The organism is Nocardioides sp. Z13_37 (assembly GCF_058355585.1).
On record NZ_JBZGDV010000001.1, the window covers coordinates 856,944 to 872,547 of the forward strand.

The window sequence follows — 15,604 nt, forward strand, 5'->3', positions numbered from 1 at the left end:
TCAGCGGCGGCGCGCGAGCAGCTCGCGGTCGGCGTAGCGGCCGATCCGCCAGGTGGCGAAGCCGTCGGCGCTCATGCCGACCACGCCGCCGATCACGGGCACCCGGCGGCCGAGGGTGGTCGCCAGCCGCTTGCCCGCCACCCGGGTGATGATGTCGGTCGCCACGACGGCCGAGATGGTGCCGTCGAGGGTGGGGTCGTGCATGGGTGCGGTGGCCAGCGCCATCGGCGTGCTCGGCAGCCGGCGCTTCCTCACCATCTCGTCGACCTGGTCCTCGCCGAGCAGCACCGCGAGGACGGCGTTGCGTACGCGCGGGTCGTCGAGGTCGTGACCGCGGAGGTGGGCGATGCCGGCGACCATCCGGCACTGGATGATCGCCAGGCCCGTCACGTTGGCGGGGATGGTGACCGCCATCGTGACCAGCCCGCCGACGTTGGTGGCGAAGCCCTGGGCCCCGGCGATGCGCACGTTGTTCTCGATGACCTCGTGGATCGCCCGCTCGACGTCGCCCCGCTGCTCGCGCAGCTGCTTGCCGGCGGCGACCGCGGCGGGAGCCAGCGGCCCGACCCCGTCGATCGCGCGGTTGAGCGCCTCACGCACGAAACCGCCGGTGAGGCCGGGTGCGAGCTCCTGGATGCGGGGGGCGAGCTGCCGCCCGACGGTCTGCTTCAGGCCCATGGCCCGATCGTACGACCGCGCAGGTCGCCGCCGGCTCGGCGCGGGGCCCCCTGAGCGGGATGTCGTTCCGAGCCATTCGGTTGTTCGCTACCGTGCTGGAGATGCCCATCGCCCCCGCTCCGACGCCGTGGGGCTTCCCCCCACGCTCGACGTGGGACCCCGATGACGACCTCGTGGCGCTCGGCGCCGACCTCGAGCCGGGCACCCTGGTCACCGCCTACGCCCTCGGCCTCTTCCCGATGCCCGTGACCCTGGACGGCGAGGAGCACCTGGGCTGGTTCTCGCCCGTCGAGCGCGGGGTGCTGCCGCTCGACGGGCTGCGCGTCTCGCGCTCGCTGCGCCGCTCCGCGCGCGACTTCGAGATCCGCATCGACACCGCGTTCGACGAGGTCATCGCCCGGTGCGGCAGCCGCGATCGCCCCGACGGCTGGATCACCCCGGAGTTCCGCCGGGCCTACTCGCGCCTGCACCGCCTCGGGTGGGCCCACTCGGTCGAGGCGTGGCGCGACGGCGAGCTGGCCGGCGGCCTCTACGGCGTGAGCGTCGGCGGGCTCTTCGCGGGGGAGTCGATGTTCCACCGCGAGCGCGACGCGTCGAAGGTGGCGCTGCTGGCGCTCGTCGAGCTGATGAGCGACCGCCACGCCGACCGGCGGGTGCTCGACGTCCAGTGGCAGACCCCGCACCTGGCCTCGCTGGGCGTCGTACGGCGTTCGCGCGAGGACTACCTCGAGTCGCTGGGCCGCTGCCTCGACCTGCCGGTGCCGGAGCCGTTCCGGTTGGACGAGTAGCGGCGGCCACGAGAGGCTGGACGCCAGCGCGACGCGACTGCCTGGTGGGACGCGCCCACCGGAGGGGATCCGAGATGACCATCCGTGCCCGGCTCGGGCTGGCTGCCGCCGCGGTGCTGCTCGCCGGCGTCACCACGTCCTGCGGGGCGGGCGATGCCCCCACCGACGCCGACGAGGACCAGTTCTGCGCCGCGGCCAACAGCATGATGTCCGGCCTCGTGCCGGAGGACACCACCGTCCCCCAGCTGCCGAGCGACGAGGACATGGCCCGCGCCGTGCAGGACTGGGGTGCGCGGATGGAGGAGGTCGGGACGCCGGCCGGCATCCCCGACGAGGCGCGCAAGGGCTTCGAGGTGGTCATCGAGCAGACCGAGGAGATCGACGCCTCCGACTTCTCCCTCGAGGCCCTGAAGGAGCTCGAGAGCGGCGGCGCCGACGCCTCGGAGCAGGTGCAGGAGCAGACCGACGCCTTCGCCGACTACCTCGACGAGACCTGCGGCAACCCGATGAACGACCTGGACATCCCCGAGCTGGAGACCCCGGAGACCGTCGGCTGACGACCGCTCCGGCCGGCGTCCGGGGCCGCGGCCCGGGCCGTACGATGTGCGCGCAGTGCCGGTGAGGGAGGAAGTGTCGATGGTGATCGCGCGCGAGGGCAAGATCTGCTCGTTCTGTGGCGAGCCCGGCGGACCGGACACCGACCTGCGCCTGATCGGGGGGCTCGGCGCCCAGGTGTGCGAGCGCTGCGTCGACGACTTCCACGCGATCCTCCACGACGAGGCGCGCTGGACGGCCGCCCGCGCGGAGATGCCCTGGGAGCGGATGAGCGAGGCCGAGCTCCTTGCCACGCTGCCGCAGATCCTCGCCTCTGCCGAGCAGAACGCCGCGTTCGCCCAGGAGTGGGTCGACCTGCTCCGTGACCGCGCCATCTCGTGGGCGGAGATCGGGCGCGCGCTGGGCGTCTCGCGGCAGGCGGCATGGGAGCGCTTCTCCCGCCGAACGCCCGACAAGGGCGCCACTGCGTGAGAAACTCGCCCTCGTCAGGTTAGGCTTGACGCGCGAGGTGCCGGTCGAACCGTCACGGGGGTTGGGTCCGGCCGGCGCCTTCGCAGCTCGGGGGCGCGGAGAGCCGGTACCCCTAGGGGGTATGCGGGTGTAAGGTGGACCGGGTGAGCACGCCCGCCCACCGGGAGCACGGATCGGCCGGCGCCGCACCTCACCGGGGGGACGGCGAGGCCGTGGAGTACACGTGCCCGATGCACCCGGAGATCCGCCGGCAGGGCCCGGGGGCCTGCCCGATCTGCGGGATGGCGCTGGAGCCGGTCGTCGTCACCACCGAGTCGGGGCCGTCGCCGGAGCTGCGCGACATGACCCGCCGGTTCTGGGTCGGCGTGGTCCTCTCGATCCCCGTCGTGGTCCTCGGCATGGGTCGTGACCTCGTCCCGGCCCTGCACGACGCCGTCCCCGCCACCACCTCGACGTGGCTGCAGCTCGTCCTCGCCACGCCGGTCGTGCTGTGGGGCGGGTGGCCGTTCTTCGTCCGCGGCTGGGCCTCGGTGCGCACCCGTCACCTCAACATGTTCACGCTGATCGCGATGGGCACCGGGGTGGCCTGGGCGTTCAGCGTCGTCGCCACGCTGGCACCCGGGGCCTTCCCCGACGCGTTCCGCTCCGACGGCGCCGTGGACGTCTACTTCGAGGCCGCGGCGGTCATCACCACCCTCGTCCTGCTCGGTCAGGTGCTGGAGCTACGCGCCCGCGAGCAGACCTCGGGCGCCATCAAGGCGCTGCTCGACCTGTCGCCCACCACTGCCCGCCGGGTGCGTGAGGACGGCACCGACGAGGAGATCGCGCTCGAGCAGGTGCAGATCGGCGACGTGCTGCGGGTGCGTCCCGGCGAGAAGGTGCCGGTGGACGGCATGGTGGAGCAGGGGACGTCCTCGGTCGACGAGTCCCTGGTCACCGGGGAGTCGATGCCGGTCGTCAAGGGCCTCGGCGACCGGGCGATCGGCGGCACGCTCAACACGACCGGCGGGTTCGTGATGCGTGCCGAGCGGGTCGGCCGCGACACGATGCTCGCGCGGATCGTGACGATGGTCGCCGAGGCCCAGCGCTCCCGTGCCCCGATCCAGCGCACCGTCGACACGGTGGCGGCGGTGTTCGTCCCCGCCGTGATCGCCGTCGCCGTGGTGGCGTTCATCGTGTGGGCGATCGTCGGGCCCGAGCCGCGGCTCGCCCACGCGCTCGTGGTCGCCGTGGCCGTCCTGATCATCGCCTGCCCGTGCGCCCTGGGCCTGGCCACCCCGATGTCGATCATGGTCGGCGTCGGACGCGGCGCGCGGCTGGGCGTGCTGATCAAGAACGCCGAGGCGCTGGAGCAGACCGAGAAGGTCGACACGCTCGTGGTGGACAAGACCGGCACCCTCACCGAGGGCAGGCCGGCCGTGACCGCGGTCGTCCCCGTCGGGTCCGGCGCCCCGGGTGCCGCGACGGAGGCGGAGGACGAGATCCTGCGCCTCGCCGCGGGCGTCGAGCGGGCCTCCGAGCACCCCCTCGCCCAGGCGATCGTCGCCGCGGCCGACGAGCGCGGGCTCCCGATCCCCGACGTGACCGGCTTCGACGCACCGGCCGGCCGTGGCGTGCAGGGTGTCGTCGAGGGCCGCACGGTGCTGCTGGGCACCAGCGACTTCCTCACCGGCCAGGGCGTCGACACGTCCGCGTGCGCGACCGAGGCCGACCGGCTCCGCGGCGACGGGGCGAGCGTCGTCCTCGTCGCCGCCGACGGAGCCGCCGTGGGGCTGGTGGCGATCGCCGACCCGGTCAAGGACAGCACCGCGGAGGCGTTGCGCGAGCTGCGCGACCGGGGCATCGAGGTCGTGATGCTGACCGGCGACAACCGGGTGACCGCCGAGGCCGTCGGCCGCCGCCTGGGCATCGACCGCGTCGAGGCCGAGGTGCTGCCCGACCACAAGGCCGACGTCGTGGCCCGGCTCCGCAGCGAGGGCCGCGTGGTGGCCATGGCCGGCGACGGCGTGAACGACGCCCCCGCGCTCGCCGCCGCCGACGTCGGCATCGCCATGGGCACCGGCACCGACGTGGCCATCGAGTCGGCCGGGGTGACCCTCCTCAACGGCGACCTCACCGGCATCGTCCGCGCCCGCCAGCTGTCGGAGCGGACGATGGCCAACATCCGGCAGAACCTGGTCTTCGCGTTCGTCTACAACACCGCCGGCATCCCCGTCGCCGCGGGCGTGCTCTACCCGTTCTCCGGCGTCCTGCTCTCCCCGATGCTCTCCGCCGCCGCGATGGCGCTGTCGTCGGTCAGCGTCATCTCCAACGCGCTGCGGCTGCGCACCCAGCGCCTCGACTGACGCCGCTCCCGCCCCCGAGGACGACCACGACGACGACGGCTACTTCAGCAGCCGCGACATCCGGCGGTCGGCGAGCGGCTTGCCGCCGGTCTGGCAGGTCGGGCAGTACTGCAGGCTGGAGTCGGCGAACGACACCTCGCGCACCACGTCGCCGCAGACCGGGCAGGGCTGGCCGGTGCGGCCGTGGACGGCGAGGTTGCTCTTCTTCTCTCCCTTGAGCTCGCTGGCCCGGAGCCCGCTGGAGCGCTGGACGGCGTCGCCCAGCGTGTCGCGGATGGCGTCGTAGAGCGTGCGCAGGTCGGTCTCGTCGAGGCTGTTGGCGGGCTTGAACGGCGACATCCGCGCGGCGTGCAGGATCTCGTCGGAGTAGGCGTTGCCGATGCCCGCGATGATCGACTGCATCCGCAGCACGCCCTTGATCTGCTTGCGTCCCTCGGCCTCGAGGATGCGCTGCAGCGCCTCGATCGTGAAGTCGTCGGACAGCGGGTCCGGCCCGAGCCGGGCGACGCCCTCGACCTCCTGCGGGTCGCGCACGACGTAGATCGCCAGGCCCTTGCGCGTGCCGGCCTCGGTGATGTCGAGGCCCGGCTGCGCCTCGAGGTCGGGATCGTCGATCACGATGCGGGCGGCGAGCGGGTTCTTGCTGTTGGGCCGGGCCGGCAGGGCCGGCACCTCGTCGCGCCAGCGGATCCAGCCCGCGCGGGCGAGGTGGATGACCAGGTGCACCCCGCTGGCGTCGATGTCGAGGAACTTGCCGTGGCGCGTCACCGAGTCGACCAGCGTGCCGTGCAGGGCCTGCAGCGGCGGGTCGAACGTCTTGAGGGCGCTGAAGGCGGCCAGGTCGACGCGGCTGATGGCGCGGCCCACCAGGCGACCGCGCAGGTCCTGGACGAGGGCTTCCACCTCGGGCAGCTCGGGCACGCACCGAGTCTAGGCAGGTCTTCTCAGATCGGTGTCGTGCGCGTCACAATGGCGCATGGCCCCGCCGCGCGTGCCTCGCACCGGGACGGTCTTCCTCGACCGCCGCGGCGACGACCGCTCGCTCCGCGTCACGTGGCACCAGGAGTCGCAGCTCGTGGTGCTCTCGCTGTGGCGCGACAACGTCTGCGCCGGCACCTTCCGTCTCGGCCCCGACGAGGTGCCCGAGCTGATCGCCCTGCTGCGTCGCGGTCTCGACGACGCCCACGACGCCGCGCGGGAGCGGGTCGAGCGGTCGCAGCACGCCGGCTGAGCGCCCACCCCCTTGTTCCCGGGCGCTCGCCCGGGGTTTCCCCGGTCAGGCGGGGAAACCCCGACTTGTCGTGGCGTACAAACCCCTAGAAGTCTGGGTTTCCCCGGCTGACCGGGGAAACTGCGACTCGCCGACTATCGGCCGATCTAAGGAACGACCTAGACGCGCCGATACGGTCTGATCGTGGACCCGATCCGGAACCCCTACGCCCCCGGCGCGGGCCAGCGCCCGCCCGAGCTCGCCGGTCGCGACGAGCAGCTCGCGGCGTTCGACGTGGTGCTCGAGCGGGTGGCCAAGGGCCGCCCCGAGCGCAGCCTGGTCCTCACCGGCCTGCGCGGCGTCGGCAAGACGGTGCTGCTCAACGCGCTGCGCGGCGCCGCCGTGCGCAAGGGCTGGGGCACCGGCAAGCTCGAGGCCCGCCCGGGCCAGACGCTGCGGCGCCCGCTGAGCAGCGCGCTGCACCAGGCCGTGCGCGAGCTCGGCCACCGCGACGAGGAGTCCGTCGACCACGTCCTGGGCGTGATCAAGTCGTTCGCCCACCGCAATGCCGGGGCGGGCGCGAAGCTGAAGGACCAGTGGAGCCCGGGCATCGACGCCGCCGCCGTACGCGGCCGCGCCGACTCCGGCGACATCGAGATCGACCTCGTCGAGCTCTTCACCGACCTGGGCGGGCTCGCCGCCGACGTCGGCAAGGGCGTCGCGGTGTTCATCGACGAGATGCAGGACCTCGGGCCCGACGACGTCTCCGCCCTCTGCGCGGCCTGCCACGAGCTCAGCCAGTCGGGGCTGCCGGTCATCGTCGTCGGAGCCGGGCTCCCGCACCTGCCGGCCGTGCTGAGCGCGAGCAAGTCCTACAGCGAGCGGTTGTTCCGCTACCAGCGCATCGACCGGCTCTCCCGCGAGGCCGCCGACCGGGCGCTGGAGGCTCCGGCCGCCGACGAGGACGCGGCCTACGAGCCCGACGCCCTGGCCGCGATGTACGACGCGACCGGCGGCTATCCCTACTTCATCCAGGCCTACGGCAAGGCGGTGTGGGACCTCGCCCCGCGCTCGCCGATCACCGCCGCCGACGTCGCCGTGGCGGCGCCCGAGGCCGAGTCGGAGCTGGCGGTCGGGTTCTTCGGCTCGCGCTACGAGCGGGCGACGCCGGGGGAGCGCGACTACCTGATGGCGATGGCCGACGTCGCGATCGCGCAGGCCGCCGACGGCGAGGCCGAGGGCGACGCGGTGCTCAGCGCCGACGTGGCCGCCGCGCTCGGCAAGAAGCCGCAGTCGCTCTCGCCCGCCCGCGACTCGCTGCTCAAGAAGGGGCTCGTCTACTCGGGAGAGCGCGGCCGCATCGCGTTCACCGTCCCCCACTTCGGGCGCTACCTGCGCGAGCGCGGCTGAGACCGCTCAGTCCACGGGCGGGGGCGTACGCAGCTCGCGCGGCAGCTCCTCGAGGAGCCGGAGCCAGAGCTCGGCAGCTGTCGGGAACGACGCCACGGCGTGCCGCAGCACGTGCACGGGCGTGCCGCCCGTGATCGCCACGGTCGCGGCGTGGAGCAGCTCGCCGCCGCGGGCGCCGACGAAGGTCGCCCCGAGCAGCAGGCGCGTACGCCGGTCGACGACGAGCTGGGCGTCGCCGACCACGTGGTCGCGCAGGAGCGCGGTGCCGGAGGCCGACGACGTCGGCACCCGGCTCACCACCACGTCGTGACCGGCTGCGCGCGCCTCCGCCTCGGTGAGGCCCACGCTGGCGACCTCGGGCTCGGTGAAGACGACCTGGGGCACCGGCGCCTCGCGGTCGGGCTCCCACGCGACGTCGCCGGCCGCGGCCGCGGCGATCCTGGCGCCGACGAGGCGGGCCTGGTGCTTGCCCCAGTGGGTGAGCGGCGGGCCGCCGCTGGCGTCGCCGACCGCGTGCAGCCACTCCGGCAGCCGTCCCGACGTGACGTCGTCGGGGGTCAGCCCCACCGACGACAGGCCCAGGTCGTCGAGGCGCGGGCTCCTGCCGATCGCCAGCAGCACCTCGTCGGCCTCGAGCTCGCCGCCGGAGGTGGTGAGCGTGACGGTGCCGCCGTGGACGCGGCCCGTGCCGGTCGCGGCCGGGTCGGCGCGGCGTACGGAGTCGACGGAGGTGCCGAGCAGCACCGTCACACCTCGCTCGCGCAGGCTCGCCAGCACGGCCTCGCCGGCGAACGGCTCGGTGCGGTCGAGCAGGCGCGGGCCCCGGACGACGAGGGTGACCGACGAGCCGAGGGCGCTCATCCAGGTCGCCGCCTCGCAGGCGACCACGCCCCCGCCGACGATCACCAGCCGGTCGGGCACCTCCACCACTCCCGTCGCGTCGCGGGAGCCCCACGGCAGCACGTCGGCGTACGCATCGGGGACGTGGGCGGCGCTGCCCGTGGCGATCACCACCGCCTGTCGTGCGCGCAGCAGCCGGTCGCCGTCGGCGTTGGAGACCCGCACGGTCCGCTCCCCGGCCAGCCGGGCCTCGCCGCGCACCACGGCGAGGCCGGCGTCGCCGGCCCACTGCTCCTGCCCGGAGTCGTCGTAGTGGGAGACCCACGTGTCGCGGCGCTCGAGGAGCGCCTTGGTGGCGACCCGCGCGGTCGAGACGCCAGGCAGGTCGGCGGTGACGTCGGCCGCGGCGATCGGGCGCAGCAGCGCCTTGCTGGGGATGCACGCCCAATAGCTGCACTCGCCGCCGAGCAGCTCGCGCTCCACGATGGCGGCGGTCATCGAGGTGCCCTCCACGGCGTACTGGGCGGCGTTCTCGCCCGCGGGACCGCCACCGATGACCACGACGTCGTACTCGAGTGTCTCCATGTGGGGACGATACGGCGTGCCGCGCGGTTGGGGTGGTCCGCTTGCACGTTCAACTATCATCGCCCGTCGAGGGGAGTACCCCATCAACCACCGCCGGTCACTACGGCGCCTCCGCAGGCGCCCCGGCGGCGACCACGGCCCAGCCGTGGTGGGAGAGACCTCAGGAGCTCACCCCTGAGGAGATCCATGTCGTCCATCGCGTCCCCCACCCTGTGGTTCGTCACCCTCGCGGCCGTGGTCGCACTGCTGGTCGTCGACTTCATCGCCACCCGCCGCCCGCACGAGGTCTCGATGCGCGAGGCGATCGCGTGGTCGGCCTTCTACGTCGCGCTGCCGCTGGCGTTCGGCCTCTACGTGTGGAACACCCACGGCGGCGACCGCGGGCTGGAGTACTACACCGGCTACCTGGTCGAGAAGACGTTGAGCGTGGACAACCTCTTCGTCTTCATGCTGCTGCTCGCGGCCTTCGCGGTCCCGGAGGTGCTCAAGCAGCGGGTGCTGCTCTACGGCATCGTCGGGGCGCTGGTGCTGCGCGGCATCTTCATCGCCCTCGGCGCGGCCGCGCTGTCGCGCTTCGACTGGGTGTTCCTGATCTTCGGCGCCATCCTGCTCGCCACGGGTGCCAAGCTGCTGCGCGACGCGATCCGCGGCCAGGAGCACGAGGTCGACGTCGCCGAGCTGCGCGTGGTCCGCGTGATGCGCCGCTTCATGCCGGTCTCCGACGACTACGAGGGCACCCGCTTCACGGTCGTGCGCGACGGCGCCCGCGCACTGACCCCGTTCGCCCTCGTGACGCTCGCCGTGCTCGCCACCGACATCGTCTTCGCGGTGGACTCGGTGCCCGCGGTCTACGGCATCACCGGCGACCCCTACCTGGTGTTCGTCACCAACGCCTTCGCCCTGCTCGGCCTGCGCGCCCTCTACTTCGTGCTCGAGGGCGCCCTCGGCGCGCTGCGGCACCTGAGCTACGGACTGGCAGCCATCCTCGGCTTCATCGGCGCCAAGCTGGTGCTGCACTGGGCCCACCTGGTCTGGCCGTCGGTGCCCGACGTGCCGACCCTGGCCTCGCTGTTCGTGATCCTCGCCATCCTGGCCGTGACGATCGCCTCGAGCCTGTGGGCCAACCGGCGCGAGCGCCTCAGCACCAGCGACGTACGCCAGCGGGGGTGACGCCACGGTCGCGCAGCACGACGGCCAGGCGGTCGCCGTGCTCGCGGCACGTCGCGGAGAAGTCACGGGCCCGGTACTCCACGACGAGCACCCGGTCGCCGAAGGAGTCGACGTAGCGATCGCACTCGTCGTAGCGGCCGCACTCCTCGGCGACGGCGAAGTCGAAGCCGGCCCGCGTGCCGTCCCAGTCGGCCCAGTTCTTCTGGCCCGCGGCCAGGCCGGCTCGGTGCGCCTCCGCGACGAGCAACCGGGCGAACGCGCGTGCGTGCCGCGCCCGGATCAGCCCCCGGCTGCGGGAGAAGGAGTCGAGGTTGTCGTACTCCACGGCGTCGAAGCCGTCGCGCGCGCAGCCACGGGTCCAGCGCCCGACGATCCGGGCCAGCCGCTCGCGCGTGGCGGGGGTGCGGATGTCGAGGAGCCGCTCGCCCCACGCCTCGTCGACCACGGGCCGGCCGCGGTCGGTGAGGAGCAGATCGGGGTGGCGGCGCCAGAGGCGTCGCTCTCCGGGCTGGGTCTGGAAGCCGTTGACGTAGCAGACGTTGTAGCGACCCGGAGCGGGCTCGGCCGCCCGGTCACGCACCACGATCCCGACGTGGTCGGGCAGCGCGGCGACCCCGCCGAGCTGGTAGTCGACGTCGGTGCCGACGGGCAGCGGCACCGGCTCGGCGTACGCCGCCGGGGCGAGGGTCGCGGCCAGCAGGAGCGCGGCCAGCAGGGCACCGCTGCGTCCCACGCCCGGTCGCGGACGCGCGCGACGGTGGAGGCGTACTCGTGGCTTCGACGACGGCATGCGCACAGTCTGGGTGCTGCCGGCACCGCTGTCAGGCGGGATCGAGGGTCACAACCTCGTTGCCCTGGCCGGTGAGTCTCTGGGAGACTCACGGCCCAGGGCGCCGTCCACCGCCCAGCCCGACGCGTCGGCCCCAGTCCGCGCAGCCAGGCGAAGGGGAGCAGATCCTCGGGCGCATCCACCGGATCAGGTCAGATCGTCGCCCGCTGCAGCGGCGCACTGGGGGCGCAGCGCAGTCGAAGGTGATCGACAGTGACCAGGGACAGTGACTTCAAGCGCGTCGTGCGAGCGCGCATGGCGCAGACCGGTGAGGGCTACGCCGCCGCGCGGTCGGCGCTCGAGCAGGAGGCGTACGACGCCGCGCTGGCCGAGCAGCGGCGCGTCGTCGCCCGGTTCGTTACCGACGGACGCCTCGCGCGGGTGCCGGCGAGGCGCAAGGTGCGGGCGGCGGTGCTGCTCGACGTGCTCAGCCGCTTCGAGCCCGGCCGCGACTACTCCGAGGCCGAGGTCAACGAGGTGCTGCGCGGTGTCCACGAGGACGTCGCCTACCTGCGCCGCGAGCTGGTCAACTACCACTACCTCCAGCGCGCGGACGGCCGCTACCGCACGGCCGCGCAGGCGCCGACGCGCTCCGCGGTCGAGCGCCAGGAGATCCCCGACTGGGAGGCGCACTGGCTGCCGGGCTTCCTCGCGGGGGCCTTCCGCCACACGCCCTGAGCGGGCAGGCTGGGGCCATGACGGCTGGGATCGATCCCGAGGTGCCCCCGTCGGGGTCCGGGTGCGTGGAGTGCGACGAGGCCGGCGGGTGGTGGGTGCACCTGCGACGGTGCGCCCAGTGCGGGCACGTGGGGTGCTGCGACTCGAGCCCGTCGCAGCACGCGACCGCGCACCACCGGGCCACCGGTCATCCGGTGATGCAGAGCTTCGAGCCGGGCGAGGACTGGTTCTGGGACTTCGACCGCTCCGTCGGCGTGACGGGCCCGCGGCTTGCCGACCCGCAGAGCCGGCCCGAGGACCAGCCGGTGCCGGGGCCTGCCGGCCGAGTGCCCGACGACTGGCGCGACCACGTCCACTGATGCCCCGGGCCCGTCCCGTGGCATGCTCGACCCATGCGACGTACGCGGCGCACCCGCGCCACCCGCACGGCTGATCCTCGACGGCGGCCGCAGGTGGTGGCTCACCGGGGCAGCAGCCACGCGAGCCCCGAGCACACGCTGACGGCCTACGTGAAGGCCCTCGACGAGGGGGCGGAGGCGCTCGAGTGCGACGTGCGGCTCACCGCCGACGGCCACCTCGTGTGCGTGCACGACCGCGACCTGCGGCGTACCGCCTCCACCGAGGGGATCGTCTCGACGATGAACCTCGCCGAGCTCGACGAGCTCGACTTCGCGTCGTGGAAGAACCCGTGGTCCGACCTCGACGACGAGGCCCCCGACCGCGACCCCGAGGCGGGCAAGGTGCTCACCCTGCGCCGGCTGCTGGAGACGGTGGCCGACTACGACCGGCGCGTCGAGCTGGCCATCGAGACCAAGCACCCGACCCGCTACGGCGGCCTGGTCGAGCGCCGGCTGGTGGACACGCTGGGCGACTTCGGGTGGGACGGGCCGGGCTCGCCGGCGCGGGTGATGAGCTTCTCCCTCAACGCCGTCAACCGCGTCCGGCGGCTCGCGCCGGCGCTCGACGTGGTGCTGCTGATCGAGAAGGCCCACCGCTGGCCGGTGCTGCGACCGGTCGCCGGCGACGACTGGATCATCGGGCCCGGCATCCGTGAGCTGCGCGACCACCCCGGACTGGGCCGGCACCTGGTCGCCGAGGGCCGCGAGATCCACGTCTGGACCGTCAACACCGCCGACGACCTCGAGCTGTGCCTTGGCCTGGGTGTGGCGGCCGTCATCAGCGACCGGCCGGCCTACATGCTGGAGCTGCTGGGCGGATAGGTTCTCGGGCATGGCCAAGAAGTCCCGCACCCGCGCCCAGTCCGCCCCCGCCCCCGGTGAGGTCGGCCCCCGCCAGCCCTGCCCCTGCGGCTCGGGCAAGCGCTACAAGGCGTGCCACGGGGCGGCCGGCGGCGCCGCGCCGACCTTCGTCGCGCGCCCCTTCGAGGGGATGCCCAGCGAGTGCGACGTGATCGCCCTGCGCGAGCTCGTCCCGGCCGCGACGGCCCCGCTGACCCTCGCCGAGGGCGAGCGCAAGGTCCGCCTCGCCACCCTCCTGCCCGGCGCCGCCCCCGCGATGGTGCGCGACTCCGGCGACATCTGGCTCGGCCTGCAGGTCCAGCACTCCTACGGCGACCCCGCGCGCGACCTCGGCGCGGTGCTCGAGGCCGCGCTGGCCACCGAGGAGCCGGGCGTCGTCGGGCTGATGACCGCTCCGGGCGACGGCCCGCGCATCCAGGACCTGATCAGCGACACGAGCCTCGACATCACCCTCTACGACGGGTTCGAGTACTGGATCGACGACATCCCCGAGCGCGACGCCGCCATGGAGGCCGCGCTCGAGCAGGCCAACGGCGGCGTGATGCCGACCAGCCGGCTGTCCTCGGTCGAGGCGGCGTACTGGACCAACGTCGGCACCAAGGAGCACCTGCGCTGGGTGATGCCGCACCCCGAGGACGAGCTCCTCGACGCGCTCGCCCGCCTGCACGCCGCCGGCCAGGACTCGATCGCCGACGACTCGCGCCTCGTCGGCATGTTCCGCGCCCACGGGCTGCTCGCGCCGGTGTGGGACCTCCCCGTCGGCACCGGCGCCGAGGTCCTCGAGGAGCCCGCCGCCCGGTTCGCCGCCGACCTGGAGGAGGCCCTCCGCGGCGGCGAGCTCACCGCCGCCGAGCGGTCGGCGCGGGCAGGGCTCGCCAACCGTCAGGTGACGATCCGGTAAGTCGCGTCCACCATCGGGCCACGGGCCGAATACAACGGATCCAACTGTTGTGCCCGCGCTCCGGAGCGGAGTAGATTCGTGGGTGCCCGGTCGTTGTTGTTTCCCCCGTCAACAACGACCGGGCTCTCACGTCGCCGACCGCGAAATCGCCCGTGAGCACGCCGGGCACTCGGGTCGGGCGCCCCGCCGGGCGGGAGGCTTCGAGCTCCCGGACGGGGGCGTGGCCCCGGCGCCCACCGGTTCAGCCGCCCGCGCGGCGCCCGGCCCGCAGCGACGCACCGAATGCCGGCACCTCCGCGACCAGGATCTCGATCGTCTCGCCGGTGAATCGCACCACCCGCAGCGGCGTCAGGGCGACCACCGTCGCGGAGCGCACCGTCGGGTTGACGATCTCGGCCTCGCCGACCACGGCGCCCGGGCCGAGGACGGCGACCTCGACACCGCCCGCGCGGACCGAGACCCGGCCCTCGGTGACGAGGTAGGCGTTGTCGGCGGGAGCCTGCTCCGCGGTCGGCGACCAGCCCTGCGGCAGGCTCAGCGCACGTCCGGCGGCGAGCACGCGCTCGACGTCTGCGGGCCCGAGCCCGTCCAGGATCGACTCGTTCATGCCCCGTCAACGACGCACGGGGCCGAACGTGACGCCCGATCAGTCCTCGTGGAGCGGCAGGCGGGCGACCGGGCAGCTCATGCAGCGGGGTCCGCCGCGACCGGACCCGAGCTCGGACCCGGCGATGCGAACGACCTCGATGCCGGCGTCCTCGAGCCGGTCGTTGGTCTCGTCGTTGCGCTCGTAGGCCACCGCCACCCGCGGCGCGAGGGCGAGGGTGTTGTTGCCGTCGTCCCACTGCTCGCGCTCGGCGGTGACCGGGTCGAGGCCGGTGTCGATCTGGTGCAACGTGTCGATCTGCATCGCCTTGGCCGCGGCCACCAGGAAGGGCTCGTGGTCGCTGACGTCGAGGGTCAGGTCGGCCTCGCCCGAGCCCGGGTCGGCCAGGGTCACCGTCACCGCGCGCAGCGTGTCGGCGACGTTGGGGTACATCACGACCTTGTCGACGTCGACCATCGTGCAGACGGTGTCGAGGTGCATCGTCGCGCGCTCCTGCGCGATCGGCACGGCGAGCACGGTGTGGGCCAGGTCGGCGTGGAAGACCTGGCGCGCCAGCCGCTCGACGCCGGCCGGGGTCGTACGCTCACCGACGCCGACCGCGATCACGCCCGGGGCGAGCAGCAGGACGTCGCCGCCCTCCACGTGCTCGTTGTGCCAGCCGTGGATCTTGCGGGTGCCGGCGAAGCGGGGGTGCTCGGTGTAGATGAGCTCGGTCAGCTGGGTCTCGCGCTTGCGGGCGGGCATGGCGAGGCTGGTGACGGCCACGCGGTCGCGTACCCACACGCTGGAGTCGCGGGTGAACAGCAGGTTGGGGAGCGGGTCGATGAGGAAGTCGTGCGGGTCGAGCAGGCTGGTCACCAGGCCGTGGCCGCCGCGCACCTCGTCGTTGCGGATGCCCGCGGTGAGCACGTCGGTGAGCTCGGCCGGGGCGAGGTCGCGCAGTGCCTGCGCGAGGTAGCGGCGCATGGTGTCGCCGAGGTGCAGACCCGAGAGCGCGCTGGTGATCGCGTGGTTGCGGGCGAGCTCGCTCTCGAGGGTCTCGGTGAGCAGCTCGGTCAGGTAGAGCACCTCGACCCCGCGGTCGCGCAGCGTCTCGGCGAAGGCGTCGTGCTCCTCCTGGGCCCGGCTGACCCACGGGATGCCGTCGAAGAGCAGGCGGTCGTTGTTGCGGGGCGTCAGTCGCTTCAGCTCGTTGCCGGGGCGGTGGAGCATCACGGTGGCCAGGCGGCCGACCTCGCTGTCGGCTCCGTGCGGGGTGGTGACCATGGGCGCGACTCT

The 15,604-nt window shown here is 73.6% G+C and carries 17 protein-coding genes; 11 read left to right on the forward strand and 6 right to left on the reverse strand.

Translation table 11 applies throughout. The features are described from left to right. Positions 1 to 678 carry an EcsC family protein gene (locus AC4H2S_RS03945; protein ID WP_491495649.1) on the reverse strand — a complete coding sequence of 226 codons (678 nt, stop codon included), beginning with the start codon at positions 676 to 678 and terminating at the stop codon, positions 1 to 3. Positions 679 to 779: 101 nt separating this feature from the next. Between AC4H2S_RS03945 and aat the strand changes: the two genes are divergently transcribed. The 4 genes from aat (at position 780) to AC4H2S_RS03965 (ending at position 4,837) form a co-directional block, all read left to right on the forward strand. Continuing rightward, positions 780 to 1,466, forward strand: coding sequence for a leucyl/phenylalanyl-tRNA--protein transferase (gene aat / locus AC4H2S_RS03950; RefSeq protein ID WP_491495650.1), 687 nt, complete (start codon positions 780 to 782; stop codon positions 1,464 to 1,466). Between the two features lie 74 nt (positions 1,467 to 1,540). Beyond that, on the forward strand, positions 1,541 to 2,023 hold the full coding sequence (locus tag AC4H2S_RS03955) for a hypothetical protein (protein WP_491495651.1): 483 nt from the start codon (positions 1,541 to 1,543) through the stop codon (positions 2,021 to 2,023). Positions 2,024 to 2,102: 79 nt separating this feature from the next. Further along, a complete protein-coding gene (locus AC4H2S_RS03960; RefSeq protein WP_491495652.1) occupies positions 2,103 to 2,492 on the forward strand; it encodes a ClpX C4-type zinc finger protein in 390 nt (129 codons plus the stop codon). 143 nt (positions 2,493 to 2,635) lie between these two features. Further along, a complete protein-coding gene (locus AC4H2S_RS03965; RefSeq protein ID WP_491495653.1) occupies positions 2,636 to 4,837 on the forward strand; it encodes a copper-transporting P-type ATPase in 2,202 nt (733 codons plus the stop codon). A 39-nt stretch (positions 4,838 to 4,876) separates the two neighbouring features. Here the strand turns inward: AC4H2S_RS03965 and AC4H2S_RS03970 are convergent, their stop codons facing one another. Next, on the reverse strand, positions 4,877 to 5,758 hold the full coding sequence (locus AC4H2S_RS03970; protein WP_491495654.1) for an Fpg/Nei family DNA glycosylase: 882 nt from the start codon (positions 5,756 to 5,758) through the stop codon (positions 4,877 to 4,879). 55 nt (positions 5,759 to 5,813) lie between these two features. Between AC4H2S_RS03970 and AC4H2S_RS03975 the strand changes: the two genes are divergently transcribed. Next, complete coding sequence (locus AC4H2S_RS03975) at positions 5,814 to 6,068, forward strand: hypothetical protein (RefSeq protein ID WP_491495655.1); 255 nt, start codon at positions 5,814 to 5,816, stop codon at positions 6,066 to 6,068. A gap of 183 nt (positions 6,069 to 6,251) precedes the next feature. Continuing rightward, the gene (locus AC4H2S_RS03980; RefSeq protein ID WP_491495656.1) at positions 6,252 to 7,457 is read left to right on the forward strand and encodes an ATP-binding protein; all 1,206 of its coding nucleotides are present in this window, start codon (positions 6,252 to 6,254) and stop codon (positions 7,455 to 7,457) included. A gap of 6 nt (positions 7,458 to 7,463) precedes the next feature. Here the strand turns inward: AC4H2S_RS03980 and AC4H2S_RS03985 are convergent, their stop codons facing one another. After that, complete coding sequence (locus AC4H2S_RS03985) at positions 7,464 to 8,882, reverse strand: dihydrolipoyl dehydrogenase family protein (protein ID WP_491495657.1); 1,419 nt, start codon at positions 8,880 to 8,882, stop codon at positions 7,464 to 7,466. A gap of 186 nt (positions 8,883 to 9,068) precedes the next feature. On the opposite strand from AC4H2S_RS03985, the gene AC4H2S_RS03990 reads away from it, so the two are divergent. Continuing rightward, positions 9,069 to 10,052 carry a TerC/Alx family metal homeostasis membrane protein gene (locus AC4H2S_RS03990; protein WP_491495658.1) on the forward strand — a complete coding sequence of 328 codons (984 nt, stop codon included), beginning with the start codon at positions 9,069 to 9,071 and terminating at the stop codon, positions 10,050 to 10,052. On the opposite strand, the gene AC4H2S_RS03995 is transcribed toward AC4H2S_RS03990, so the two are convergent. Continuing rightward, positions 10,021 to 10,842: an endo alpha-1,4 polygalactosaminidase gene (locus AC4H2S_RS03995; protein ID WP_491495659.1), complete on the reverse strand. Its 822-nt coding sequence runs from the start codon at positions 10,840 to 10,842 to the stop codon at positions 10,021 to 10,023. The genes AC4H2S_RS03990 and AC4H2S_RS03995 overlap by 32 nt on opposite strands. A 252-nt stretch (positions 10,843 to 11,094) precedes the next feature. Between AC4H2S_RS03995 and AC4H2S_RS04000 the strand changes: the two genes are divergently transcribed. Genes AC4H2S_RS04000 through AC4H2S_RS04015 form a run of 4 tightly spaced genes read left to right on the forward strand, consistent with a single transcriptional unit; the run spans position 11,095 to position 13,719 of the window. Further along, positions 11,095 to 11,559 carry a DUF2087 domain-containing protein gene (locus AC4H2S_RS04000; RefSeq protein ID WP_491495660.1) on the forward strand — a complete coding sequence of 155 codons (465 nt, stop codon included), beginning with the start codon at positions 11,095 to 11,097 and terminating at the stop codon, positions 11,557 to 11,559. Between the two features lie 17 nt (positions 11,560 to 11,576). Continuing rightward, positions 11,577 to 11,918: a UBP-type zinc finger domain-containing protein gene (locus AC4H2S_RS04005; protein ID WP_491495661.1), complete on the forward strand. Its 342-nt coding sequence runs from the start codon at positions 11,577 to 11,579 to the stop codon at positions 11,916 to 11,918. A gap of 33 nt (positions 11,919 to 11,951) precedes the next feature. Further along, positions 11,952 to 12,779, forward strand: a complete 828-nt coding sequence (locus AC4H2S_RS04010) for a glycerophosphodiester phosphodiesterase family protein (protein ID WP_491495662.1) — start codon at positions 11,952 to 11,954, stop codon at positions 12,777 to 12,779. Positions 12,780 to 12,789: 10 nt separating this feature from the next. Continuing rightward, positions 12,790 to 13,719, forward strand: coding sequence for a DUF5926 family protein (locus AC4H2S_RS04015; RefSeq protein WP_491495663.1), 930 nt, complete (start codon positions 12,790 to 12,792; stop codon positions 13,717 to 13,719). Positions 13,720 to 13,960: 241 nt separating this feature from the next. On the opposite strand, the gene AC4H2S_RS04020 is transcribed toward AC4H2S_RS04015, so the two are convergent. Together AC4H2S_RS04020 and AC4H2S_RS04025 are read right to left on the reverse strand one after the other, a co-directional pair. After that, positions 13,961 to 14,326 carry a cyclic nucleotide-binding domain-containing protein gene (locus AC4H2S_RS04020; protein ID WP_491495664.1) on the reverse strand — a complete coding sequence of 122 codons (366 nt, stop codon included), beginning with the start codon at positions 14,324 to 14,326 and terminating at the stop codon, positions 13,961 to 13,963. A gap of 39 nt (positions 14,327 to 14,365) precedes the next feature. Continuing rightward, complete coding sequence (locus tag AC4H2S_RS04025; protein WP_491495665.1) at positions 14,366 to 15,592, reverse strand: arginine deiminase; 1,227 nt, start codon at positions 15,590 to 15,592, stop codon at positions 14,366 to 14,368. Between the last annotated feature and the right edge of the window lie 12 nt (positions 15,593 to 15,604).

Coding starts and splice junctions, on each gene's coding strand:
- AC4H2S_RS03995 (WP_491495659.1), bottom strand. CDS start 10,842: ATGCCGTCGTCGAAGCCACGAGTACGCCTCCACCGTCGCGCGCGTCCG.
- aat (WP_491495650.1), top strand. CDS start 780: ATGCCCATCGCCCCCGCTCCGACGCCGTGGGGCTTCCCCCCACGCTCG.
- AC4H2S_RS03985 (WP_491495657.1), bottom strand. CDS start 8,882: ATGGAGACACTCGAGTACGACGTCGTGGTCATCGGTGGCGGTCCCGCG.
- AC4H2S_RS03955 (WP_491495651.1), top strand. CDS start 1,541: ATGACCATCCGTGCCCGGCTCGGGCTGGCTGCCGCCGCGGTGCTGCTC.
- AC4H2S_RS03975 (WP_491495655.1), top strand. CDS start 5,814: ATGGCCCCGCCGCGCGTGCCTCGCACCGGGACGGTCTTCCTCGACCGC.
- AC4H2S_RS04010 (WP_491495662.1), top strand. CDS start 11,952: ATGCGACGTACGCGGCGCACCCGCGCCACCCGCACGGCTGATCCTCGA.
- AC4H2S_RS04020 (WP_491495664.1), bottom strand. CDS start 14,326: ATGAACGAGTCGATCCTGGACGGGCTCGGGCCCGCAGACGTCGAGCGC.
- AC4H2S_RS03945 (WP_491495649.1), bottom strand. CDS start 678: ATGGGCCTGAAGCAGACCGTCGGGCGGCAGCTCGCCCCCCGCATCCAG.
- AC4H2S_RS03960 (WP_491495652.1), top strand. CDS start 2,103: ATGGTGATCGCGCGCGAGGGCAAGATCTGCTCGTTCTGTGGCGAGCCC.
- AC4H2S_RS04015 (WP_491495663.1), top strand. CDS start 12,790: ATGGCCAAGAAGTCCCGCACCCGCGCCCAGTCCGCCCCCGCCCCCGGT.
- AC4H2S_RS03990 (WP_491495658.1), top strand. CDS start 9,069: ATGTCGTCCATCGCGTCCCCCACCCTGTGGTTCGTCACCCTCGCGGCC.
- AC4H2S_RS04025 (WP_491495665.1), bottom strand. CDS start 15,592: ATGGTCACCACCCCGCACGGAGCCGACAGCGAGGTCGGCCGCCTGGCC.
- AC4H2S_RS04005 (WP_491495661.1), top strand. CDS start 11,577: ATGACGGCTGGGATCGATCCCGAGGTGCCCCCGTCGGGGTCCGGGTGC.